Source organism: Bradyrhizobium sp. CCBAU 51627, assembly GCF_028128765.1.
Classification (GTDB): domain Bacteria; phylum Pseudomonadota; class Alphaproteobacteria; order Rhizobiales; family Xanthobacteraceae; genus Bradyrhizobium.
This window is the reverse complement of the sequence record NZ_LBJG01000016.1, coordinates 66,027-88,384: the sequence shown is the minus strand read 5'-3', so window position 1 is coordinate 88,384 and position 22,358 is coordinate 66,027. Positions and strand designations below refer to the sequence as shown.

Genomic DNA, 22,358 nt, shown 5'->3' with positions numbered 1-22,358 from the left:
GATCAACTCGCGACCGGGGTCGACTGCCATGCTGTTGCGAGGTCTGGGGTTCCGGCATGCGCCTGCTCACATTGTTCATCGCTGCGACTTTAACGGTAATGGCCGCATCGAGCCCACAAGCGCCGGCTCAAACGACGTCCGTCGCCGGCTCCGCCGCGCTCTCCGACCTCATGACCCGGTTTCAGCTTCAGCATGCCAAACTGTGGTTTGCAGGCAAGCTCAGCAATTGGAGCCTGGCGAACTACGAGGTCCAGCAGCTGAACGATGGCCTTGAAAGGGCGAGCAAGCTCCTGTCCGATCCAGCACGGAGCGCTCCGGCCAAGCTTCAGCTGCAAGCCGTGCAACAAGCGATACAGCAGAAAGATGTGCCCGGGTTCACAAAAGCGTATTCGGCCCTGACGGACGAATGCAACAGCTGCCATCGGGCCAGCGGATTCGCCTCGATCACAATCCAGGTACCGCTTCGGCCGCCGGTCGCCAACCAATTGTTCGTCGATCAGGTCGCCGAGGGACGGGCCCAAGCCCATGCGTTGTGCGGAACGTGCCATGTCGTGGAGGATGCCGCCAGGGAATCGCCGGCGTACCGCCCCGCGCCGCCGAGCTTCCCCGAGATCGTCAACCGTCCCTCATTCTCCGCCGACGCCATCAGGCAATTCCTGACGTCGAGCCATCGCAGGCTCGGACCCGATCAAGCCATGCCCAACCCGCGACTTGCAGACTACCAGATCGACGCGATCGTGGCGTATCTCGAAACATTGAAAGCCCGCTTGCCGCGCTAGGCCGCGCCTTGCTCGTCGGCACTCAATTGCTCCGTTCCAAGGCCTCGACGCTCCTCCGATAGGAGGAGGCGAAACGCGAGCGATATGCTATCTTCCGTCCGGGGACGACAACGGAGAGACCCAATGGCCACCAGCGTCAAGCAAATGCTCGAAGCCGCGAATGCGGCAGTTCCCAAGATCACGTCGGAACAGGCGTCCGAGATGATCAAGAACGGCAATACGCTTGTCCTGGACGTTCGCGACGCGCCGGAAGTCGCGGCCAGCGGCAAGATCGCAGGCGCCGTGAACGTCTCGCGCGGGATGCTGGAGTTTCGCGCCGACCCCGAGTCGCCCTATCACGACAAGGCGTTCGACAAGAGCAAGACCGTGATTCTCTACTGCGCGTCCGGCGGCAGATCGGCGCTGGCCGGCAAGCTGCTCAAGGACATGGGCTACGAGAAGGTGTTCAACGTCGGCGGATTCAAGGACTGGACCGGGGCGGTCGAGAAATAGCGCAGCGCAGCGGCGCTTCCGACACCCGCGCGGGGGGCGTTGTGCGCCAGCCTCACACCAGCTTCGCACCAGAAACTACCTCAACGCCATGTCACCATCGCGCGCGGCAGCCCCGGAGCCGCGGCCGCACATGACCTGACGGACCGAGAACGCAAGTGCGACGAGCGCCTCATTTTGCGCGACCAAAAATCCCGCGACATCCTCCATTTTTCTGATCAGCCTATGAACCGTCAAGAGCGCCGGTCCGCGGCCAAGCCATCCCAGAACGTCCGGCCGCAAAATCTGGCCGTCGCGCAACAGAGTCTGGAAGCCGCGAAACAAGGCCAATCGCTATTCAATCTCGGCCGGTACGCGGAGGCGCTGGAATGCTTCAACGCATTCGATAGGCTCAATCCTGGCGTCGCGCCGCTGTATCAGACGCGCGGGCTATGCTTGCAGCGGCTGGGCCGGTTCGACGAGGCACAGGCCGACTTCGAGAGATCCATTGCGCTGAATCCCGCCGAGGCGGAGACGCACAAGAACCTCGGCACGCTTCACGCGAGATTGGAGCGGATGGAGCTGGCCTTCGCATGCTTCGACCGCGCGCTCGCGCTCCGTCCGAATTTCCCGGCGGCGCTCAACGAAAAGGCGCGGGCCTTGTGGAGCCTGCAATTGCTGGATGCGGCGTTCGCGACCTTTCACCAATCGCTGGCGATCGACCCTCGCAATGCCGACACGATCTGGAATCTGGCGCTGCTCCAGATGCTGACGGGAGATTTCGAGCGGGGCTGGCGCGGACGCGAGGCCCGCTGGACTGCATCGTCCCTCGGCCTCGTCGGCCGCGGCTTTTCCCAGCCGCTCTGGCTTGGTGACCAGTCGATCGAAGGCAAGACCATATTGCTCCATGCCGACGAGGCGCTGGGCGACTCGATCCAGTTTGCACGCTATGTGCCGATGGTAGCTGCGCTCGGCGCCCGGGTCATCCTGGAGGTCAGGCCTGCGGTCAGGTCGCTGCTGGCCGGGATGCCCGGCGTCTCAACTTGCATCGACCGGTCGTCGACGCCCTCGCTGGCGTTCGACCTGCACTGTCCTCTCGGCAGCCTGCCGCTGGCATTCGGAACGCGGCTCGATACGATCCCGTTGGCAGAGTCGTATGTCCCGGCGCCCCCGGCAGCGCGCGCGAAGGTGTGGGACGGCCGGCTCGGCCCCCACACGCGCTTGCGTGTCGGCCTGGTGTGGTCGGGGGATACGGGTCACAAGAACGACCACAACCGGTCGATGGCCCTGCGCACGCTTGCGCCTCTGCTGGATTGCGACGTCCAGTTCGTCTCCTTGCAGAAAGGCATCCGAGATCAGGACCGCGCCTTCCTCAGCGAACGACGTGACATCATCGACCTGACCGAGCAACTCACGGATTTCAGCGAGACGGCCGCGCTGGTGTCTTGCCTTGACCTCGTGATCTCGGTCGACACCAGCGTCGTCCACCTCTCGGGCGCGCTGGGCGCGCCGGTCTGGACGATGTTGCCCTTCAACCCGGACTGGCGCTGGCTGCTCAACCGCAACGACAGCCCGTGGTATCAGTCCATGCGGCTGTTCAGGCAACCCGAGCGAGGCGACTGGGCGAGCGTCGTGGACAGCATTCGCCTCGAACTCGAGGGGCTGGTGTCCGCATGGCGCTCAGGAGCACGGCAACACCTGAGCAAGTCCGCGACCAAACCCCAGGAGGCGGTCCTCTCGAATTGCCTCGGCAATCTGTTCTGGCAACGCAAGCGCATGGACGAGGCTGTGCCGCATTTCCGGCGGGCGCTGCAACTCCATCCGCACTATCCGGAAGCCGCGAACAGCTGCGGCTGCCTGCTGTTCAACCTCGGCCGCTATACGGAAGCCCTGGAATGCCTCGATGTCGCCGAAAAGCTGGGTCCGAATTCCGCAGCCCTGTATCAAATGCGCGGCGCCTGCCTGCAGGAAGCGAACCGGTTCGAGGAAGCAGAAGCCGATTACGAGACGTCCATTGCGCTGGACGCCCTTCTGCCGGAAACGCACAACAATCTCGGCCTGCTTCATTCGCGACTTGGCCGCTTCGAGCAAGCCATCGCGTGCTTCGATCGGTCGCTTGAACTTCGTCCGGACTTTTCTGCCGTGCTCAACAACAAGGCGCTGGCCTTGATGAATCTGCAATTGCTGGACGACGCTTTCGCGACCTTTCGCAGATCGCTGACGGTTGATCCGGGCAATGCGCCCGCGACTTACAATCTGGCGACGCTTCAACTCATGAGCGGAGACTTCGAGCGAGGCTGGCCTGGGCGCGAAGCGCGCTGGAAGCTTCCTGTCGGTTTGCCCGACCGTGGCTTTGCCCAACCCCTTTGGCGCGGCGACCAGCCGATCCTGGGCAAGACCCTGTTGCTCCACTCCGAAGAAGGCCTGGGCGATGCCATTCAGTTCGCGCGCTATGCGTCCATGGCCGCCGCGCTCGGGGCGCGCGTCATCCTGGAGGTTCAGGCGCCGATCCGGCAGCTCCTGGCCGGGGTGTCCGGCGTCGCCAGTTGCGTCAGTCGACCATCTGCAACGTCGCTGCCGTTCGATCTGCACTGCCCTCTCGGGAGCCTGCCATTGGTGTTCGGAACGCGGCTCGATACGATCCCATTCGCAAAGTCGTATGTCCCGGCGCCCCCGGCAGCGCAGGTGAAGGCGTGGGACAACCGGCTTGGCCCCCGCAATCGCCTCCGCGTCGGTCTCGTCTGGTCGGGAAACCCGGATCACAGGAACGATCACAACCGCTCGATCCCCCTGCGCACGCTTGCGCCTCTGCTCGATTGCGACGTCCAGTTCGTCTCCTTGCAAAAGAGCGTCCGGGATCAGGACAGGGCCGTCCTCGGCGAACGGACTGATATCATCGACCTGACCGAGCAGCTCATGGACTTCAGCGACACGGCAGCGCTGATCGGCTGCCTCGACCTGGTGATCTCGGTCGACACCAGCGTCGTGCACCTTGCCGGCGCGCTTGGCACGCCGGTCTGGACGATGTTGCCGTTCATCCCGGACTGGCGCTGGCTGCTCAACCGCAACGACAGCCCGTGGTATCAGTCCATGCGGCTGTTCAGGCAACCCGCGCGAGGCGACTGGGCCAGCGTCGTGGACAGTGTCCGGCGTAAACTCGAGGAGTTGGCGTCGGCGTGGCGCAGCCGCGAGCGAGCGAACGACGCGCGCGAGAGCCATCCAACGCTCCAAGGGCCGGCCGCCGTTGCCTCAGAAGCGGACCACGCTGCTTAGAACGAGCACCCATGCCCTTCAGCCCTCGACCCGATACAGCCGCCACCGCGTCGGCACGCCCTTGAGCTGGTGGCTGCCGTGATCCCTGAGACGAATCTGGGATTGCGCCGCGAGCAGATCCTTGACCGCGCTCGAGACCAGGACTTCGCCGGCGCGCGCCTTGGCGGCGACGCGGGTGCCGATGTGGAACGCGAGACCGACCATCTCGCCACCGCTGATCGTGTATTTGCCGGCGTGCAGGCCTACCCTGATATCGAGGCCCAGCGTGCGCACCGCCTTTTGGATCGCGGTCGCGCAATTGATCCCGGCGGCCGGCGCCTTGAAGGTCGCGAGCACGCCATCTCCGGTCGTGACGACCTCCTTGCCGCGCGACGACCTCAGCTCCTTACGGACCGCCGCGTAGTAGAGGCCCATCACCTTGGTCCAGCGCGCATCGCCGAGCTTTGCTGCTTTTGCGGTGGAGCCGACGATGTCGACGATCAGGATCGTGGCGAGCGCCTGCTTGAGATCGGCGCTGCCATTGGCGGATTTTCGCCGCGCCAGAATGGCGCCGGTGAGCGGCTCATAGTCATGGCTGCGCCGGCGCGCGATCGCGGATTTGGTGTAGTCCTGGGCGCGCTGCGCCGTGCCGCAACGGATCGTTTTCTCCTGCGGCAGACGCGTCCAATAGACCTTGCGCCCCTTGCCGGCGCCCTGGACCTCGACAGCGCCCCATTTCAGAAAAACCGCCGAGCCGACCCGCCGCACGCACCATGCCTTCGACGTGTATCCCGATACGTTCGACTGATGCAGGCCGATGCGAAGGAATTTGGGCATGAGTTTACGGCCAATCGCTGGACCATCTTGGCGGAGCTGAGACGAAACGTAGTTGGACGTTTGCGGCTTGGCAACAGCGCGCGATCAGGCACCCCGGTCGTCGAGCCCCGCGCCCGGCTGAAACGCGAACAGTTCGATCGGTTCGCTGAAACCGCGCACGGCGTGCTGACCGACCCGCTCGAGCTCGAACTCCGGCGCCACCAGTTCGGCAAAATCGCGCGACAGCAGCACCGGCTTGCCGATCTGCTTGGTGAGCGCCTCGAGGCGCGAGGCCATGTTGACGGCGGGGCCGATCACGGTGAAGTCTAGCCGGCTGCTCGAACCGATATTGCCGTACATGACGTCGCCGACATGGACGCCGATGCCATAATTCAGCGGCGCGCGGCCTGTAGCCCTGTTCCGCTCGTTCAGCGCGACCATGGCGTCGCCGGCCTCGCCGACGGCACGCAGCAGGTTGGCGCAGGCATGGGGCTGGCTCAGCGGGAAGATGGCGAGCAGCCCATCGCCGATGAATTTCAGGATCTCGCCGCCGTGCCGCGCGATCGGCTCGGACATCGCGTCGAAATAATCGTTGAGGAGATCGATGACGTCGTCGCGCGGCCAATTGTCGGAGATCTTGGTGAAATCTCTGAGGTCGCAGATCATGATCGCGGCACGCACCGTCGTTCCGGCACCGCGCCTGGTGGCGCCGGCGAGGATCAGTTCGCCGGCATGGGAGCCGACATAGGTCTCCAGCAGCGTCCGCGCCAGACGGTTCTTGACGCGGATCTCGCTGACCAGCGCCAGCACCGGCAACACCGTCTTCAGCGCCGCGATATGCGCATCGTCAAAACCGCCGCTTCGGTCAGTCGCGAAAGTGATGAGATGGCGCTTTCCGAGGGTGTGATAGAGCGGCCAGGCGACATAGTCGGTCAGGCCTTTGGCCCGCATCTCGTCATAGAGCGCGTGCTTGCGGCCAAGCGCGGGATCCCGTTCGAGGTTCTCGCGTACTTCAGTGGCACCGTCCTGCATCTCGTTGGCGGGACTGCCGATATATTCGGAGCGCCCCCTCACATCGAAGTCGACTCGCCCAATCTCGGCCTCGCGCATACCGTCGGACCACATGATGCGGGCCCCCAGCCACTGCGGATGCTGGATCTGGACGTGCAGCGTCGACCGCTTCAGCGGAATGCCGGCCTGCTGCAGGCGGATGCACATCTCGGCAAAGATGTTGTCGATGAAACGCTGGTCGCGCGTGCCGTTGGTCAGCCAATCGACGACGCCGTCGGACAACGTGGCGGTGGGAATCTTGTCTGGCGCGTTCATATCCTGGCCTTCAGCGGCGATCTTGATCTCCGCAGATATCGGGTTCCGGCAAGGCCGCGTCAACCTGACCAGTTGCCCGGATTGTGCGCATTCGCACGACCGGCCTTAGCCAACGAGCTGGATCGACCCCAGCACGGCCAGCCCCGAGACGAGCGCCAGCCTCGTCGCCCCGGTCAGCTCGATTTTCAACGTGCTGCCGCCGGGAACGACAAATGCCTCGCGATCGAGACGTATGCGGCAATCGCCGGATGCCGCATAGACCAGATGCGTACCCGCAGGCAACGGCTGTTCGCCGGGCTCCCTCAGCGCCAAAAGCGCAATCTCCGCCGTACCGCGCCGCGCCATCAAGTTGACGACCTCGACCGGCCCGGCTTCGAGCTCGGTCACGATCTCCATCTCGCCGGTGAAACGAACGGTCGTGAACGGCTCGCGCTCGTCGAATTCCTCCCCCGGCGCCTTGAGCACCAGTCCGCGGCCGCCGACCACCATCTGCAATCGATCGATACCGGGCATATGCGAGAACGGCCCCGGCGCCACGATCGGCGTTGAAGCGAAGCGCCACAGCAGGCTGTCCCAATCCTTCGTCGTCACGCCGGAACGATGAGCGTCCGCGATATCGGTAAAGATGCCGCCGCCGTTCTTCCAGGGCGCTCGGGTGTAGTCTTCGGACTTCAGCAGCGTGGTCTTCATGTGTTGGGGGTCCGGAGAAATGACCACCCATCATTAATCGCTCCGCGCTTTGGCGTCGAGCGCCGTCCAAAGGGCGTTATTTCGACGCCAATGCCGCCACGGGCTTCCAGGCAGCGTCGGGCGCGGATGCGGCGAGCCGGCGGCAGCGCTCGCACATCAGCTCGGCCGGGCGATCCTGGCCGCGCTGCTTCAACACGGCATCGAAATCGGCGAGCGCTGCGGAAAACCGGCGTGCGCGATAATTGGCGAGGCCGCGCTCGTAGTCCGCGATCCAGTCGGCCGCGACCGCGCCTTCGTCCTCGATTCCGATCAGCTCATGGACGGCGAGGCCTTCCTCGCGCCCGTAAACGGCGATGCTGTCGATCTCGCGCGTGACGATGGCGCCGCGCGCCAGGCGTTCGGTCGTCTCCCCGATCAGGATCTGCGTGCCATAGGATTTGTTGGCGCCCTCGAGCCGACTGGCGACGTTCACGGCATCGCCGATCACGGTGTAGTTGAGCCGCAGTTCCGAGCCGATGTTGCCGACCAGCATGCGTCCGGAATTGATGCCGATCCTGATCTGAAGGGGCTGGCCGAGATCGTCGGTGAGGCCGCACTCCCTGATCGCCCTGCGGCATGCAAGCGCCGCGCGGCAGCATCGCACAGCATGATCCTCTTGCGGCTGCGGCGCGCCCCAGAACGCCATGACGGCATCGCCGATGAACTTGTCGATGGTGCCGCCATTGGCAACGATGATCTCCGAGGTGAGGTCCAGATAGCGCGACAGCAGCGGCACGACACGATCGCCGAGCCGCTCGGACAGCCCGGTGAAGCCCGCAACGTCGATGAACATCACGCTGAGCTCCTGAATGCTTCCGCCGGGACTTGCCTCCACGCCCTGGCGCAGGAGCGCGCGGACGAGATCGGCGGGAATGAACTTGCGGAACGCGGAGAGGCCGGCCGCCATTTCGGCAATCGCTCCGGACAGGCTCGCGATCTCCTTCAGGCGCGACGGATGGCGGCGAACCTGCTCCAGAGCGAAGGCTTCGACATGGCGAAGCTCGCCGACGACGCGCGAGAGCGGCGCAGCAATCACGGAACGCGCAAGCACGGCCGACGCCAGTGCCGCGAGCACAGCGCCGATGGTCAGGCCAAGAATCAGGTGCCGCAGCGTCGTCTCGACCGGGCCGAGGAACTCGGCCTCCGGGATCACGGTTGCCAACGACCAGCCGGGAAACGGCAACGGCGTGAGCGCGACTTCATAGGCGGCGCCGTGCGAGGTGAGCTGGCTGCGCCAGGCCTCGTGGGTGCCGGCTTCACCCGCTTTTGCGAGCGCCGTCCGCGCAAGTGGTAACAACGTGGTGTCGCCCTTTGCCGAATGCAGCTCGTCGGCGTCCCTGTCCGGAGCGGCAACAAGTACGCCGCTGTCGTCGATGATGAAGGCCGTTCCGGTGTGCCCGACCTCGAGCTGCGACAGGAAACGCGCAAGCCTTGTGTACTCGATGATGACGGCAAGCACGCCTTGCCGCTCCTGATAGACGTCGATCGGGCCCGCAAAAGCGATCGACGGACGCTGCCCCGTCGCATGATTCATGACCCTGAACCATTGCGGCTCGTCAGCTGCGATCCCGGCCTTGAACCAGGCCTGATCGGCGACGCGAAACCCGGTCGGCTCGAAGCGGCGATTGGCGAACTCGATATCGCCGGGCACCACGTCATATTCATCGATGCGGCGCTGGCCCGGATGATCGGTCAGCGAAATCTCCATCATCTCCAGCCGACGGTCGCCGAGCTTGTGCGCGGCGAAGAACGAGCCGTCGGGCCAGCCGAAGGCAACCCATGAGATCGTGGCCTGCGACTGCAATTGCGACAGGAAGACGAATTCGCGCTTGTCGGCTTCGCGGGTGTCGAGCACGTTCTGGAGGAACAGCGTACGGATTGCGGTGTGCGCGGCGCGCGCCTCATCCACGATGGCAGAAACCTCCTTACGCACTGCCGCAACGATCTGCTCGTTGATGGTCGAAGCCAGTTGCCGGCTGGTCGCCTCCGCCGTGCGCCACCACACCAGGCTCGACAGCGCCGCCGTCAGCAGGATCGCGGCGAGCACCAGCGCGGAGACGGCGAGGCGAATGCTGACCGTCAGCCTGGCGATCTCACGAAACTGCCGTCCGGGATCAACGTTCATGACTGTCCTCGGCCTCGCAGGCTGCACCATCTCCTGACACCGCTCTACGTCGCCGGCCGTCATTCGTTACGTCTGACAGGCGCGCAGCCCTCTCGCCAATGCCCTGCGGCTAACGTCTCGATAGAGCCAAGGCATTGGATTTGCTCCGCCTGCTGCCCACCAATGCCGGCCCAAGCGCACCAGTCGTGCGCCCGATCCAATCGGTCTCACGGATTCGTGAGCATATCCGCGGTAACGCACCTGCGTACGAAACGAACGAGACCATGCGCTTGTCGCCCGCCAGGCGATGCATCTCGAAAGGAGAACTTCCGATGTCTGCCAAATACGCCGTCACCACGCTCGCGCTTGCCGGCGCCATCTCGACCGCGCTTGCGACCCTCGCTGCCGCCGGTCCGCTGACCAAGGCCGAGGCCGACGCGGCCATCGCCGCCAAGAAAGAGAAGTGCTTCGGCGTCGCGCTGAAAGGCCAGAACGATTGCGCCGCCGGACCTGGCACGACCTGCCAGGGCACCTCGACCGCCGACTTCCAGGGCAATGCGTGGAAATTCGTGCAGGGCGGCACCTGCACCAGCATCGACCTGCCGAACGGCAAGAAGGGCTCACTCAAGCCGGTCTGACGCACGGCATCGCGACCAGCACAACAGGGAACGGCGGAGAGGTATCATGACGACGGCAATCGCGCCCATCGCATCTGTGGTGCCGCTCCGCTATTCCAACCCGATCGGTGGCATCGCCGGCACCAGCTTCAAGCCTGAACATCTTCCGGCGATTCTGCGTGCCGGCCCGCAACGCGGCTTCTTCGAGGTTCACGCCGAGAACTACATGGGCGCGGGCGGACCGCCGCATCGCGCGCTGGAAACGATCCGCCACGATCACCCGCTCTCGCTGCATGGCGTGTGCATGTCGATCGGCGGACCACAGCCGCTGGACAAGGCGCATCTCGCCCGCTTCCGCGGCCTCGTCGCACGCTACCAGCCATCAATCGTCTCAGAGCATCTCGCCTGGTCGACGCATGAGACGAGCTTCTTCAATGACCTGCTGCCGCTGCCCTATACGGAGACGACGCTGCGGCACGTCTGCGATCACATCGACCAGATGCAGGAGGCGATCCGGCGCCCGATCCTCCTGGAAAACCCGTCGACTTATCTTGCTTTCGCCGAATCGACGATGAGCGAGACGGATTTCATCCGCAGCGTCGCCGCGCGGACCGGATGCGGCCTGCTGCTCGACATCAATAACGTGTTCGTTTCGGCAACCAACCATGGGTTTTCCGCGCTGGAGTATCTTGCCGAATTTCCACTCGCGCGTGTCGGGGAAATCCATCTCGCCGGTCACGCCGAGCAGGTCGACGACGAGGGCGACCTGCTCCTGATCGACAGCCATGACGGCCCTGTCGCAGACGCCGTGTGGAAGCTTTACGAGATCGTCATCGCACGCTGCGGCGGCGTGCCGACGCTGATCGAGTGGGACGGCAAGATTCCGGACTGGCCGGTGCTGCGGGCGGAGGCTGCCGCCGCGCAGGCGATCCTCGATCGCTACGGTCCGGCTGCGGAGACGGGAGAACGCCGTGCCGCGTGAGCAGAGCCTGTCCTTTGCCGCGGCCTTCGCATCGGCGCTGCTGGACCCGGCGCAGACCACACCTGCGATCGTGACCGGACCGCAGGGCAAGGCCGCCGGCAAACGCTACGATGTCTACCGCAACAACGTCACGGTGAGCCTGATCGACGCGCTCGTCGCGATCTATCCGGCGGTGCAGCGCATCACCGGCCCGGATTTTTTCCGCGCCATGGCGCGCCTTCATGCTCGCAGCACGCCGCCGACCTCGCCGCTGCTGTTCGACTATGGCCGCGGCTTTCCCGGCTTCATAGCGCAGTACGAGCATGCGCAGGTCATGCCCTGGCTCGCCGACGTCGCTCGCATCGAGCGGGCCTGGCTCGACGCCTACCACGCGCGCGACGCGGCGGCGCTGGCCCCGGCGGAGCTCGCTGCCGTCGAGCCGGAACGGTTGGCCGACCTCGTGTTCACGCCGCACCCGGCAGCGCAAATCGTGCGCTCGGACTTCTCGGCGGTGACGATCTTTGCTGCCAACCGCGATGGCGCGCCGGTGGGCCGCATCGACGCCTCAACGCCGGAAGACGCCCTGATCACGCGCCCGGAGTTCGATGTGACCGTGCGGCATTTGCCGCCCGGCGGCGCAATCTTCGCGACCTCTCTGATGCAGGGCCGGCCGCTGGTCGAGGCCGCGACGGCCGCGGTCGAGGCCTCCGCCGGGTTCGACATCGCAGCCAACATTGCCGGCCTGATCGAGGCCGGCGCATTCACTTCAGTTGATTTTGGAGACGCACGATGATCGCGGAACAACGCATGTCGGCCGATGGAATCCTGCCGCAGCTCGGGCTTCTGGTCGACAAGGCCAGTCATCTGGTGCAGATGATCGCCGTCCCCTCGCTGGTTCAGCTCGTGTTGCGCGTGGCACTGGCGATTCCGTTCTGGCGCTCCGGCATCCTGAAATGGGGCGGCTTTCTCAAGCTCAACGACACCGCCGTGACGCTGTTCACCGATGAGTTCATGCTGCATCTGCCCGGAGGCCCCTATCACTACCCCGTGCCGGCGGTGATGGCCTTCCTGTCGGGCTGCGGCGAGATCATGTTTCCGATCCTGCTCATTCTGGGCCTCGGCACGCGGTTCGCGGCGCTTGGGCTGCTGTTCATGACTGTCATCGTCGAGCTCACGGTGCCCGACGGCTGGCCGGTGCATATCACCTGGGCGGCGATGGCCCTTGGCATCATGGCCTTCGGACCGGGGCGCATCTCGCTCGACCAGCTGATCGGCAGAGCGCTCCCAAGGGTGCCCTAAGTGCGTACGGCGGGCGCACAAAGGATGCTCATCGCACGGCCGTTGGACTTGGCGGACGGACGCAGCGTTCCGGCTTGCTCTCGTTCAATCTCAGCCGCCTACTTCTTGCCGCCCTCATAGACCTTCATGCCGGCTGCGGGATCGAGATCGGTTTCCGTCGCTTCGGTGACGCGCGCCATCATCATGTAGAAGCCGAGTGCGACGATGGATTCGACGATCTCCTGGTCGCAGAAATATTTTCGCGCGGCGGCGAAAATCGCCTCGGGAACGCGAACGTTCTCGACGACCTCGCGGCCGAATTTGAGGAGCGCGCGCTCGGCTTCGTTGAAGCTGGAGGAGTCGTAATCGCTGCGCTCGACCGCATCCACCTGGGCTTGAGTGCATCCGACGCCGAGCGCGATGGGGACATGCTGGCGCCATTCATAGGCCCCGCCTTCGAGCTGAGCCGCCTGCAAGATCAATAGCTCACGGTTGACCGCGCTGAGCTTCTGCTTGTGCAGGATCGAATTGCCGAGCCGCATCGCCGGGATCATGTTGGCCTGCGCATGGGCCATCATGCGGAAGATGTTGAGCTTGACCGGCATTCGGTCGAACGAGGCGCGGATGTCACCGCTCGTCGTCTCCGGATCAATCAGGGGCAGCCTTGCCACGGTTCTCTCCCTTGGGTTTTCGCTTCTTGTTGTCGTCCGTCCTGCCATCCGCCGCGATCAGCGACAGGAAGAAGGCAAGATAACGGTCGATCGCCTCGATCACCTTCGACCGCGGCGAAGGTGCCGCGCCCATCACGTAATGTTCGAGGCGGATGTAGATGAGGCCGGCGGCGAACAGCCGCGCGGTCTCGCGCGCATCAGGCGTCGCAACAAGGCCGGCGAGCGCAAAGCCGCGAAAATAGTCCGCCATCAGGCGCTGCTCGCGCGCATAGAACTGATCGGCGAACTTGGCGCGAAGGCCGGGCACGCGATTACGCTCGGCGGTGATGACCTTCTGGAACTGGTGCTCGCGCGGATCGGACCATTGCTCGACGAGATCGAGCGCGAATTGCCGGCAGAATGCGGCGGGCTGGCGCGCGAGCTGCCTGTAGCACGGCTCCTCCAGCCGGCTCGCCGAGCTTGCAGGACCGTGCTCGCTGACGATCGCCTCCAGGATCGCCGCCTTGCCGGAAAAATGATTGTAGAGGCTGCTCTCGCGGATGCCGACGCGGCGCGCCAGCTCGCGCATCGAGGCGCCGCCATAGCCGCTTTGCGCAAACAGGTTGAGCGCTTCATCGAGAATGCGCTGGCGGGTCGTGGGCGCGGCCGCTTCCGCCGCACCTGTGGTGTGGACAGCCATGCTGCCTTGACTAACGAACGACCGTTCGTTAGTCAATTCGACGGACGACATTCGCCCTGCAGGGCAAGCGCTGGTCGCAGTAGCAATGGAGCGCGGGCATGAGCCGCATCTTCGGCGCGGTGCGCCAGAACGGATATGTGGTGCGCGACATCCAGGCCGCGATGAAGCACTGGATCGAGATGATGGGCGTCGGCCCCTGGTACTACATGGACCGCGTCACAACCGACTGGTTCCGCCATCGCGGTCAGGATTCCGCGGTGGAGATGAGCATTGCACTGGCCAATTCCGGCGACCTCCAGATCGAGCTGATCCAGCAGCGCAACGACGCCCCCTCGCTATACAAGGAATTTCTGGACGCCGGCCACGAAGGCCTCCAGCACATGTCCTACTGGAGCCACGACTACCAGGCGCTCTACGACCGGGCGATCGGGCTCGGCTACAGGATCGGCCACGAAGGCCAGATCGGGGGCGAGAAGGGGCGCTTCGCCTATTTCGACACGCAGGCGCATCCGGGCACGATTGTCGAGATCTCTGACATCAGCGGCACCAAGGGGCCCTTCTTCGAGAAGGTCAGGCTGGCGGCTTTGAGCTGGGACGGCACGCGGCCGATCCGCGAGGTCGGTCGCGCGAAGTCGTAGCCTCGTTTGCTTCGCCGGTGCCGGGACGGGTCACGCCGTTGCCGACGGGGCGATCCGTGGTAGCATAACGCCTTCCGACCCAGGGTTCAGCGAGGCAAGCATGTCTGCGACTGACAAGGTTTTCGCCGGCTCGGTCCCGAAGCTCTACGACGAATATCTGGTCCCGCTGATCTTCTCCGCCTATGCCCACGACCTTGCGAGTCGGATCGCTGCGCTGTCGCCCTCGGACCTGCTCGAGATCGCCGCCGGCACCGGTGCCGTCACCAGAGCCGTGGCGACGCTGTTGCCTGCTGACGCCCGCTATGTCGCGACCGATCTCAACGAGCCGATGCTCGCGGTCGCCAGGCAGCGTCAGGGCGAAGATCCCCGCATGACCTGGCGTCAGGCGGATGCGCTGACGCTGCCGTTCGGCGATTCCACCTTCGACGTCGTCTGCTGCCAGTTCGGCGCGATGTTCTTTCCGGATCGCAGCAAAGGCTACGCCGAGGCGAAGCGGGTGTTGAAACGCGATGGCACGTACCTGTTCAGCGTCTGGGACCGTATCGAGGACAATGTGTTCGCGGATGATGCGACGGTCACGCTCGGCAAGATGTTTCCCGACAATCCGCCGCTCTTCATGGCACGAACGCCGCACGGCTATCACGACAAAGCCGTCATCAAAGCCGACCTCGAACGCGCAGGTTTCAGGGATATCTCGATCGAGACACTGACAAGCATGAGCCGCGGGCCCTCGGCCGAGTACGTGGCGATCGCCTACTGCCAGGGAACGCCGCTACGCGGCGAGATCGAAGCCAGGGATGCGAGCAAGCTCGAGGCAGCGACCGACGCCGTCGCCGAAGCGATCCGGAAACGCCACGGCGCCGGACCAGTCGAGGCCAAGATTCAGGCCTTGGTGATCACGGCGAGGCCGTAGTTGTAGAGCCGCTATGCTCCCTACCAAAGGCTCCGCTGCATCGGCTGCACCGACTGGTAGTACTGGTACTGTCCGCCGCGCCGACGCGGATTGACCGGCTGCACATAGGGATCGCGCTGCTGGAAGAAGAAGCCGAAGCCGTTGCCGCCATTATCCCAGCCGTCGTCGCTGGCAATCGCCATCGGAGCGGTCGGCTTGCGGGTGATGAAGCCGCCCTGAGGCTGGTTGCTCAGGACCGCGACGAACTCGGTGCGGTAGTTGGTCTCGGCGCTCAAGGGCTCGTCCGACACGATGATCGACGAGCGCGGCAGGGCGGTCGGCGCGATGCGATCCCACACCTCCTGCGGGATGGTGATGCGATCGAGCGCATCCTTGGCGTCGTCGCCCTCGTCGATGCTGACCACGCTCCAGCGCAGGCCCGTGTCGGTCTTCGCCATCGCCGTGAAGACGTGTGTGCCGAGCGGCTGGTCGGGATTGCGGATGGTGACGGGAACCTCGATGCTGGTGTCGAACACCTCCCCGCCGCCGTCCGGCGCCGGCTTGTGCGTATTGCGGCGCACGTAGAGCTTTTGCGTCGCGCGGCTGATGTAGACCGAGACAGGTTCGAGCGCGAGCTTGGCATCGGTCGCAGCCTTCACCGCCTCGGCCTTCTTGGCGGCGGCGACCTTGGCCGCCTCCTTTGTGGTGGCGGCCGCATCGCGCTTGGGCTGCGCCGCGGCCTTGGCGGCGTCGAGCTGGGTTGCCGCATCAGCGGCCTTGGTCGCAGCCTTCTGCTTCAGATCGTCGGCCTTTGCCTTGGCCTGGTCGTTCTTGGCATTCGCAACCAGCTTGTCCGCATAAGCGTTCTCGGCATCGGCGCGGGCCTTCTGCTGCTCGAGCTTGCGCAGCAAGGCCGGGATCGATTGTGCCTCTTTCGCCGCCGCCGTTGCGGCCTTCTTGGCTTCATCGGCGGCCTGGGTGGCCTCCTCCGCCTCTGCCGACAGCTTGTCGGCCCGCGCGGGCGCCGCCGCAAGGGCCTCCCTGCTCGGCACGAACAGCGAGGGATGTGAGAAATCGACCGGAGCAGCGTCGTTCGGCGAGATGATCACCCGCATGCCGATGCTGGTCTTGTCGAACAGGCTCTCGGCGAAACCGAACGGCATGCGCACGCAGCCATGCGAGGCCGCATAACCCGGCAGCGGCCCGCCATGCAGCGCGATGCCGTTCCAGGTGATGCGCTGCATGTTCGGCATCCACGCATCGTCATACATCGTGGAATGGTGGTCCTTGTCCTTCTCGACGACGGCGAAGACACCGGCGGGCGTCTCGCGACCGGTCGTGCCGGTCGAGACCGGCGCCCGCAGGATCCAGCCCTCGGAATCGTAGAACGTGACCTTTTGGCTCTTGATCGAGACGATCGCCATGATCGGTTCGCCGGCCTCGCGCGGCGCCACCGCCTCGGCGGTCTGGCGCGGCTGCTTCGCCGCCATGGCGCCCGGGGTCAGTGTGGCCAGGGCAAGCGCCGCCACGAACATCACGATTCCGGGAGGCCCCCGACGCCGCATCGCTCCATTGGATTGCGCCGTCGTCATCAGGTCTTTCATGCCATTCCCCGATTGCCTGTCCGCACGTTCGTTCATCGGTCAGATTGCGACCTTTGGATTAAGAATTCGCAGCCACCATCTGTTCCGTTTCCGGCGATATTGGGTCCGTTCCGCCGAGGAAACTCTCATATACGAGGGGCCGCGCAGGCGGAAGGGCGGCCCCCGGCGAGGCTGGCCCGGAGCTGGCGGGCGAGCTGCGGCAGAATGCCCGCCCTCAAGAAGGCGGCAAGGGTGTGACCCGAATCACAGAGAGTTGGTTCAGCGACGCGCCGATGCGCTGGTCAGCGCTCAGACTTCGAGCCATTCCTGCCGCACGGCGGCATTGGCCTTGAGATCGTCCGGCGTGCCCTCGAACACGACGCGGCCATGACCCATGATGTAGACGCGCTTGGAGATGCGCATTGCGATCGACAGCTTCTGCTCGACGAGGAGAATGGCGACGCCGGCCTGCGCAATCCGGGCGATGAGATCGCCGACCTGCTGCACGATCAGCGGCGCGAGGCCTTCGGTTGGCTCGTCGATCATGATCAGATCAGGATCGCCCATCAGCGTCCGGCAGGTCGTGAGCATCTGCTTCTCGCCGCCCGACAGCACGCCGGCGGGCGTGTCGGCGCGCGCGGCGAGATTGGGGAACATGTCGAGCATGTCCTGGAGCCGCCACTTGCCGGGACGACGCGTGTCCTTGATGCCGAGCAGCAGATTCTGCCGCACCGTCAGGCTCGGGAAGATATCGCGGTGTTCAGGCACATAGCCGAGGCCGAGGCGCGCGATCTTGTAGCTGGGCAGACCCGCGATGTCCTTGCCCTTGAAGCGGATCGTGCCTTGCGGGGCGACCTCGCCCATGATCGCCTTGACCGTGGTGGACCGCCCGACACCGTTGCGGCCGAGCAGGCTCACGACCTCGCCGGCGGCAACGTCGAGATCGACGCCCTGGAGGATGTGGCTCTTGCCATAATAGGCGTGGAGATCCCTGACCTCGAGCATTAGTGCGCTTCCTCGCCGAGATAGGCTTCCTTGACCTTGGGATCGCGCCGGATCTCTTCCGGCGTGCCCGAGGCGATGATGTGGCCGTAGACCAGGACCGAGATGCGGTCGGCGAGGCCGAACACGACGCTCATGTCGTGCTCGACGATGACGAGCGTCTTGCCCTCGGTCAGCCGGCGGATCAACGCCACCGCACGGTCGGTCTCGGCATGGCTCATGCCTGCGGTCGGCTCGTCCAGCATGACGACGGTGGCGCCGCTTGCGATGGTGATGCCGATCTCGAGCTCGCGCTGTTCGGCGTAGGTCAAGAGGCCCGCCGGCACGTCGCGCCGATGCGTCAGATGAATGTCGTCGAGGATCTGCGCGGTGCGCTCGCGCACCTCGGGCAGGCTGTCGACGTTCTTCCAGAAGGCGTAGCGCTGGCCGGTGGCCCATAACACGGCGCAGCGCACGTTCTCCCAGACCGTCATGCGCGCGAATACGTTGGTGACCTGGAACGAGCGCGACAAGCCGCGACGATTGATCTCGAAGGGCCGCAGACCCGAGATCACATCGCCGTTCAGCTTCACCTCGCCCGAGGTCGGCTTGATGTGACCGCTGATCAGGTTGAATGTCGTGGACTTGCCGGCGCCGTTCGGCCCGATGATGGCGTGACGCTCACCCTTGACGACGGTGAGATTGAGATCGCGGATGATGCCGACATTGCCGAAGCGCTTTTCGACGGCGCGGACTTCGATGGCGGCGGTCATTCCAGTTACCGCTTCGCTCATGCCAGATACCCCCGGTCACGGGCGACCGTCGCGGCGCGGTCCCATGCCTCCGCAATCCGCCGCCAGCTCAGCCGCGCGACGAACGCACCACCGATCACGAGAACGACGGCAGCGACCCACGTGACCGGCGAGGTCGGCTTGAAGCCGATGCCGAACAGGTCGATGGGTTCTCCGCCCGAATAGCGCGCGACGGTCTCGATGCTGAGGATGACGCCGCAGGCGAGCGCCAGGGTCGGGACAACAGCGACGAGATAGGACGGAATCACCGTCCACAGTGTTCCCGCACGAACCAGCGGCCGATGCATCATCACCAGACCGGCGATGCCGCCCGGGGAGAACATCACGATGCCGATGAAGATAATGCCGAAATAGAGCTGCCAGGCGCTGGTGAGGTTGGCGAGCCCAAGCTGGAGGTAAGTCACCAGGATGGCGCCGAGGATCGGGCCGAAGAAATAGGCGGTGCCGCCGATAAAGGTCGAGAACAGCACGAATCCGGACTGAATCGCGCCGAGATAGGCGGAGTTCGCGATCTCGAAATTGATCGCGGCGAGACCGCCGGCGACGCCGGCGAAGAACCCGGCAAAACAGAAGGCGAGATAGCGTACGACGTGCGGATCGTAGCCGATGAACTGGACGCGCTCCGGATTGTCGCGGACCGCATTGCAGATTCGCCCGAGCGGCGTCCGGGTCAGCGCGTACATCGCGATCGCCGACAGCACCAGCCAGAAGGCAATGAGATAGTAGACCTGGAGCTGCGGCCCGAACGACCAGCCGAACATCTTCGGGAGCGCGGTGCGGTCCGTGGTGATACCGGACTCGCCGCCGAAAACCGAGCGCAGGATCAGCGAGGAGGACGCCACCAATTCGCCGATGCCGAGCGAGATCATCGCAAACACCGTTCCGGCGCGTTTCGTCATCACCCAGCCGATGATGACAGCGAAGACGAGGCCGCCGAGCCCGCCGAACAGCGGGATGAACGGCAGCGGGATCGGCCAGCCATGCGACACCACCGCATTCATCATGTGGCAGGCGGCGAAGCCGCCGAGACCGTAATGCACGGCATGGCCGAACGACAACAGGCCGGTCTGGCCGAGCAGGATGTTGTAGGACAGCGCGAACACGATCGCGATGCCGATCAGGCTGAAGGAGGTGAGCGAGCCACCGGAGGAGAAGATCATCGGCAGCACGATCAGCGCGACGATGCCGATCAGCCAGACGCCGTAGAAGCGCAGGCTTCCGCTGGACGTATCTGCCCCCGCCTTGGAGGTCGAATTCGTGGCCTTGGTCATGATTCGCGCGTCCCCATCAGGCCCATGGGGCGTACGATCAGAATGATGACCAGCAGAACATAGGGAACGATCGGCGCGACCTGCGCGATCGTGACGTTCCAGATGTCGGTGAGGACCGATGGTCCCGCCGACGGATCGAGCGGCCCGAAGGCGCTCGCCAGCGAGCCGTCCAGCGCCACGGCGAATGTCTGCACCAGGCCAATCACCAGCGAGGCGATGAAGGCCCCCGGCAAGGAGCCGAGGCCGCCGAACACGATGACCACGAACAGGATCGGCCCCAGCGAGGCGGCCATGTCGGACTGCGTCACCAGGGCGGGGCCTGCAATGACGCCGGCAAGACCGGCCAGCGCGCTGCCGACCCCGAACACGGCCATGAAGACGCGCCCGACATTATGGCCGAGATGCCCGACCATGTGGGGATGCGTCAGCGCCGCCTGCACGATCAACCCGACGCGGGTGCGCTTGAGCACGATCAGAAGCGCCACGAAAATGATGACCGAGACGGCCAGCATGAAGATCTTGTAGGCCGGATAATTGGTCGAGAAGATCGTGAAGGCCGGGAAATCCAGCAATGCCGGCACGCGGTAGTCGAGCGGGCTCTTGCCCCAGATCATCGAGACGATCTCTTCGATCGCGAACGCGAGCCCGAACGTCAGCAGCAACTCGGCGACATGACCGTGCTTGTGGGTGTTACGCAGGCCGTAGCGCTCCACAGCCATGCCGATCGCGCCGACCAGAAGCGGCGCCAGCACCAGCGCCGGCCAGAAGCCGATCCATTTGGTGAGCTGGAAGCCGAAGAATGCGCCGAGCATGTAGAAGCTGGCGTGGGCAAAATTGAGCACGCCCATCATGCTGAAGATGACGGTGAGCCCGCTCGATAGCAGGAAGAGCAGCATGCCGAACAGCACACCGTTCAGGGTCGAAATGACAACGAGTTCAAGCACGGCTCACTCATGAATGTCCGGGGCCGCATGGCCCCGGCGAACATCGTCCAGGCGATCAAATACATTCCGCCCGCCGCCCTCCCGCAACCGTTCGTGGCCGCGGGGGGCGACGCACGCGATGATTACGGGCGCACCATCTTGCAGGTCGTGGAGACCATGGCCTGCGGCGTATCGACCCTGGAAACCAGATGCCAGCCCCAGCCGGTGTTTTCCTCGTCGAATGGCTCGTTCGCGGCGAGCTTGCCGAACGAGGAGATGTAGATGGGCTGGAAGAACTGATGGTCGTCCTTGCGCATGAAGCCCTGGCCGCCGTCGAGGACATCGAACTTCATGTCCTCGAGCGCTGCCGCCACCTTCACGGGATCGATCGAGTTGGCCTTCTCGGCCGCCGCCTTGAACATGCGCATCTCGTTGACGGCACGCGGATACCACAGCGACAGGTTCACCTTGGCGCGGAACGCCTTCTCGAAATCCATTGCGACCTGGTTGCCGGAGTTGGGGAAGCCTTCGGTGATCTGGAAGACCTGGTGATCGAGACCGGTCTGCTTGATCGCGGTCGGACCGCCGGCGCCGCCGGCATAATAGGTGTACCAGTTGACCTTCAGGCCGGCATCGGCGGCAGCCTTGAGCAGCAGCGCGAAGTCCTGCCCCCAATTGCCTGTCACGACGCTGTCGGCGCCCGACGCCTTGATCTTGGCGATGTAGGGCGAGAAGTCCGTGACCTTGAGCAGCGGGTGCAGTTCGTCGCCGACGATCTGGACGTCAGGCCGCTTCGCGCCCAGCATCTTGCGCGCATCGGAGCGCACGGACTGACCGAACGAATAGTCCTGGTTGATCAGATAGACCTTTTTGATCGCCGGGACGTCCTTCATGTAGTTGGTGAGCGCCTCCATCTTGATGTCAGAGCTGGCATCCCAGCGGAAATGCCAGAAGCTGCACTTCTCGTTGGTCAGGCTCGGATCGACGGCGGCGTAGTTGAAGTACAGGACTTCCTTGCCGGGATTGCGCGTGTTGTGCTTGGTGACGAAATCTTCCAGCGCCGCGGCGACGGAGGAGCCGTTGCCTTGCGTGATGTAGTGCGCCCCGGCGTCGATCGCCTTCTGGGCCTGCACCAGGCTTTCCTGCGGATTGGTCTTGTTGTCCAGCGGCAGGATCTCGATCTTGTGGCCGAGAATACCGCCCTTGGCATTGAGCTCGTCGGCCAGATACTGGAACGTCTTGAGACCGCCCTCGCCGACGCTGGCACCGCCGCCGGAGAGCGGATCGATATAGCCGATCTTGATGGTATCCTCGGCCGACGCTGCATGACCGAGCATCGGGGCGATGACGGCAATGGCCAAAGTGAGCTTGCGCATTATTTCGTTTCCTCGCTGGCTATCGACTTTAGTCGATGGGCTTTTTGCGCATGATGCAGCGCAATTTCGAAGCCCTAATGAGCAGAACGAAACCTGCTTTTCAAGCGCAACAGAGCATGGCTCGGCGCGCCCGCCATGAAATCTGACGCGGCTGTCCTGCTCGTTCGCGACATTCCGCGACAAGGAATAGAGCGCAAGAGGA

Annotated in this window: 21 protein-coding genes and 1 pseudogene; 10 read left to right on the top strand and 12 right to left on the bottom strand. The window is 64.5% G+C overall.

What is annotated here, in order from left to right; translation table 11 throughout:
- Window positions 1–56 precede the first annotated feature (56 nt).
- From XH88_RS08435 to XH88_RS08420, 4 genes and pseudogenes are all read left to right on the top strand, one after another.
- A complete protein-coding gene (locus XH88_RS08435; RefSeq protein ID WP_271614949.1) occupies window positions 57–779 on the top strand; it encodes a c-type cytochrome in 723 nt (240 codons plus the stop codon).
- Window positions 780–902: 123 nt separating this feature from the next.
- The gene (locus tag XH88_RS08430) at window positions 903–1,271 is read left to right on the top strand and encodes a rhodanese-like domain-containing protein (RefSeq protein ID WP_128968054.1); all 369 of its coding nucleotides are present in this window, start codon (window positions 903–905) and stop codon (window positions 1,269–1,271) included.
- A gap of 222 nt (window positions 1,272–1,493) precedes the next feature.
- Window positions 1,494–1,919: pseudogene (locus XH88_RS39180) on the top strand (tetratricopeptide repeat protein); the annotation flags it as partial.
- Between the two features lie 228 nt (window positions 1,920–2,147).
- Complete coding sequence (locus XH88_RS08420) at window positions 2,148–4,520, top strand: tetratricopeptide repeat protein (RefSeq protein ID WP_271614947.1); 2,373 nt, start codon at window positions 2,148–2,150, stop codon at window positions 4,518–4,520.
- Window positions 4,521–4,538: 18 nt separating this feature from the next.
- Here the strand turns inward: XH88_RS08420 and XH88_RS08415 are convergent, their stop codons facing one another.
- The 4 genes from XH88_RS08415 to XH88_RS08400 all read right to left on the bottom strand — a co-directional run bounded on the left by XH88_RS08415 (window position 4,539) and on the right by XH88_RS08400 (window position 9,495).
- Window positions 4,539–5,336, bottom strand: coding sequence for an adenylate/guanylate cyclase domain-containing protein (locus XH88_RS08415; protein WP_271614946.1), 798 nt, complete (start codon window positions 5,334–5,336; stop codon window positions 4,539–4,541).
- Window positions 5,337–5,420: 84 nt separating this feature from the next.
- Window positions 5,421–6,641, bottom strand: a complete 1,221-nt coding sequence (locus XH88_RS08410; RefSeq protein ID WP_271614945.1) for an adenylate/guanylate cyclase domain-containing protein — start codon at window positions 6,639–6,641, stop codon at window positions 5,421–5,423.
- Between the two features lie 105 nt (window positions 6,642–6,746).
- Complete coding sequence (locus tag XH88_RS08405) at window positions 6,747–7,331, bottom strand: HutD/Ves family protein (protein WP_271614944.1); 585 nt, start codon at window positions 7,329–7,331, stop codon at window positions 6,747–6,749.
- A gap of 76 nt (window positions 7,332–7,407) precedes the next feature.
- Window positions 7,408–9,495: an adenylate/guanylate cyclase domain-containing protein gene (locus XH88_RS08400; RefSeq protein ID WP_271614943.1), complete on the bottom strand. Its 2,088-nt coding sequence runs from the start codon at window positions 9,493–9,495 to the stop codon at window positions 7,408–7,410.
- A 311-nt stretch (window positions 9,496–9,806) separates the two neighbouring features.
- On the opposite strand from XH88_RS08400, the gene XH88_RS08395 reads away from it, so the two are divergent.
- The 4 genes from XH88_RS08395 to XH88_RS08380 are packed head-to-tail and all read left to right on the top strand — an operon-like array spanning window position 9,807 to window position 12,351.
- Window positions 9,807–10,112 carry a BufA1 family periplasmic bufferin-type metallophore gene (locus XH88_RS08395; RefSeq protein WP_271614942.1) on the top strand — a complete coding sequence of 102 codons (306 nt, stop codon included), beginning with the start codon at window positions 9,807–9,809 and terminating at the stop codon, window positions 10,110–10,112.
- A gap of 46 nt (window positions 10,113–10,158) precedes the next feature.
- Window positions 10,159–11,073, top strand: coding sequence for an MNIO family bufferin maturase (bufB, locus tag XH88_RS08390; protein ID WP_271614941.1), 915 nt, complete (start codon window positions 10,159–10,161; stop codon window positions 11,071–11,073).
- Window positions 11,063–11,845, top strand: a complete 783-nt coding sequence (locus XH88_RS08385) for an HvfC/BufC N-terminal domain-containing protein (protein WP_271614940.1) — start codon at window positions 11,063–11,065, stop codon at window positions 11,843–11,845. The genes bufB and XH88_RS08385 overlap by 11 nt, the downstream gene beginning before the upstream one ends.
- On the top strand, window positions 11,842–12,351 hold the full coding sequence (locus tag XH88_RS08380) for a DoxX family protein (protein WP_271614939.1): 510 nt from the start codon (window positions 11,842–11,844) through the stop codon (window positions 12,349–12,351). Before XH88_RS08385 ends, XH88_RS08380 begins: the two co-directional genes overlap by 4 nt.
- A 98-nt stretch (window positions 12,352–12,449) precedes the next feature.
- On the opposite strand, the gene XH88_RS08375 is transcribed toward XH88_RS08380, so the two are convergent.
- Both XH88_RS08375 and XH88_RS08370 read right to left on the bottom strand, forming a co-directional pair.
- The gene (locus tag XH88_RS08375; protein ID WP_271614938.1) at window positions 12,450–13,001 is read right to left on the bottom strand and encodes a carboxymuconolactone decarboxylase family protein; all 552 of its coding nucleotides are present in this window, start codon (window positions 12,999–13,001) and stop codon (window positions 12,450–12,452) included.
- Complete coding sequence (locus tag XH88_RS08370) at window positions 12,979–13,680, bottom strand: TetR/AcrR family transcriptional regulator (protein ID WP_271614937.1); 702 nt, start codon at window positions 13,678–13,680, stop codon at window positions 12,979–12,981. The genes XH88_RS08375 and XH88_RS08370 overlap by 23 nt, the downstream gene beginning before the upstream one ends.
- 98 nt (window positions 13,681–13,778) lie before the next feature.
- On the opposite strand from XH88_RS08370, the gene XH88_RS08365 reads away from it, so the two are divergent.
- A complete protein-coding gene (locus XH88_RS08365; RefSeq protein ID WP_271614936.1) occupies window positions 13,779–14,318 on the top strand; it encodes a VOC family protein in 540 nt (179 codons plus the stop codon).
- A 100-nt stretch (window positions 14,319–14,418) separates the two neighbouring features.
- A complete protein-coding gene (locus XH88_RS08360; RefSeq protein WP_271614935.1) occupies window positions 14,419–15,231 on the top strand; it encodes a class I SAM-dependent methyltransferase in 813 nt (270 codons plus the stop codon).
- A gap of 20 nt (window positions 15,232–15,251) precedes the next feature.
- On the opposite strand, the gene XH88_RS08355 is transcribed toward XH88_RS08360, so the two are convergent.
- From XH88_RS08355 to XH88_RS08330, 6 genes are all read right to left on the bottom strand, one after another.
- Window positions 15,252–16,814: a L,D-transpeptidase gene (locus tag XH88_RS08355; protein WP_271614934.1), complete on the bottom strand. Its 1,563-nt coding sequence runs from the start codon at window positions 16,812–16,814 to the stop codon at window positions 15,252–15,254.
- A gap of 288 nt (window positions 16,815–17,102) precedes the next feature.
- Entirely contained in the window at window positions 17,103–17,798 is a 696-nt protein-coding gene (locus tag XH88_RS08350; protein WP_271614933.1) for an ABC transporter ATP-binding protein, read from the bottom strand.
- Window positions 17,798–18,547, bottom strand: a complete 750-nt coding sequence (locus XH88_RS08345) for an ABC transporter ATP-binding protein (protein ID WP_271614962.1) — start codon at window positions 18,545–18,547, stop codon at window positions 17,798–17,800. Before XH88_RS08345 ends, XH88_RS08350 begins: the two co-directional genes overlap by 1 nt.
- A 17-nt stretch (window positions 18,548–18,564) precedes the next feature.
- On the bottom strand, window positions 18,565–19,857 hold the full coding sequence (locus XH88_RS08340; RefSeq protein ID WP_271614932.1) for a branched-chain amino acid ABC transporter permease: 1,293 nt from the start codon (window positions 19,855–19,857) through the stop codon (window positions 18,565–18,567).
- Window positions 19,854–20,801: a branched-chain amino acid ABC transporter permease gene (locus tag XH88_RS08335; RefSeq protein WP_271614931.1), complete on the bottom strand. Its 948-nt coding sequence runs from the start codon at window positions 20,799–20,801 to the stop codon at window positions 19,854–19,856. Before XH88_RS08335 ends, XH88_RS08340 begins: the two co-directional genes overlap by 4 nt.
- A gap of 122 nt (window positions 20,802–20,923) precedes the next feature.
- On the bottom strand, window positions 20,924–22,156 hold the full coding sequence (locus XH88_RS08330; protein ID WP_271614930.1) for a branched-chain amino acid ABC transporter substrate-binding protein: 1,233 nt from the start codon (window positions 22,154–22,156) through the stop codon (window positions 20,924–20,926).
- Between the last annotated feature and the right edge of the window lie 202 nt (window positions 22,157–22,358).

Bases quoted from the DNA above. Each gene is read 5' to 3' on its own strand.
- XH88_RS08360 (WP_271614935.1), top strand. From the start codon at position 14,419: ATGTCTGCGACTGACAAGGTTTTCGCCGGCTCGGTCCCGAAGCTCTAC.
- XH88_RS08435 (WP_271614949.1), top strand. From the start codon at position 57: ATGCGCCTGCTCACATTGTTCATCGCTGCGACTTTAACGGTAATGGCC.
- XH88_RS08415 (WP_271614946.1), bottom strand. From the start codon at position 5,336: ATGCCCAAATTCCTTCGCATCGGCCTGCATCAGTCGAACGTATCGGGA.
- XH88_RS08340 (WP_271614932.1), bottom strand. From the start codon at position 19,857: ATGACCAAGGCCACGAATTCGACCTCCAAGGCGGGGGCAGATACGTCC.
- bufB (WP_271614941.1), top strand. From the start codon at position 10,159: ATGACGACGGCAATCGCGCCCATCGCATCTGTGGTGCCGCTCCGCTAT.
- XH88_RS08380 (WP_271614939.1), top strand. From the start codon at position 11,842: ATGATCGCGGAACAACGCATGTCGGCCGATGGAATCCTGCCGCAGCTC.
- XH88_RS08405 (WP_271614944.1), bottom strand. From the start codon at position 7,331: ATGAAGACCACGCTGCTGAAGTCCGAAGACTACACCCGAGCGCCCTGG.
- XH88_RS08355 (WP_271614934.1), bottom strand. From the start codon at position 16,814: ATGAAAGACCTGATGACGACGGCGCAATCCAATGGAGCGATGCGGCGT.
- XH88_RS08350 (WP_271614933.1), bottom strand. From the start codon at position 17,798: ATGCTCGAGGTCAGGGATCTCCACGCCTATTATGGCAAGAGCCACATC.
- XH88_RS08400 (WP_271614943.1), bottom strand. From the start codon at position 9,495: ATGAACGTTGATCCCGGACGGCAGTTTCGTGAGATCGCCAGGCTGACG.
- XH88_RS08330 (WP_271614930.1), bottom strand. From the start codon at position 22,156: ATGCGCAAGCTCACTTTGGCCATTGCCGTCATCGCCCCGATGCTCGGT.
- XH88_RS08395 (WP_271614942.1), top strand. From the start codon at position 9,807: ATGTCTGCCAAATACGCCGTCACCACGCTCGCGCTTGCCGGCGCCATC.
- XH88_RS08430 (WP_128968054.1), top strand. From the start codon at position 903: ATGGCCACCAGCGTCAAGCAAATGCTCGAAGCCGCGAATGCGGCAGTT.
- XH88_RS08370 (WP_271614937.1), bottom strand. From the start codon at position 13,680: ATGGCTGTCCACACCACAGGTGCGGCGGAAGCGGCCGCGCCCACGACC.
- XH88_RS08410 (WP_271614945.1), bottom strand. From the start codon at position 6,641: ATGAACGCGCCAGACAAGATTCCCACCGCCACGTTGTCCGACGGCGTC.
- XH88_RS08365 (WP_271614936.1), top strand. From the start codon at position 13,779: ATGAGCCGCATCTTCGGCGCGGTGCGCCAGAACGGATATGTGGTGCGC.
- XH88_RS08345 (WP_271614962.1), bottom strand. From the start codon at position 18,547: ATGACCGCCGCCATCGAAGTCCGCGCCGTCGAAAAGCGCTTCGGCAAT.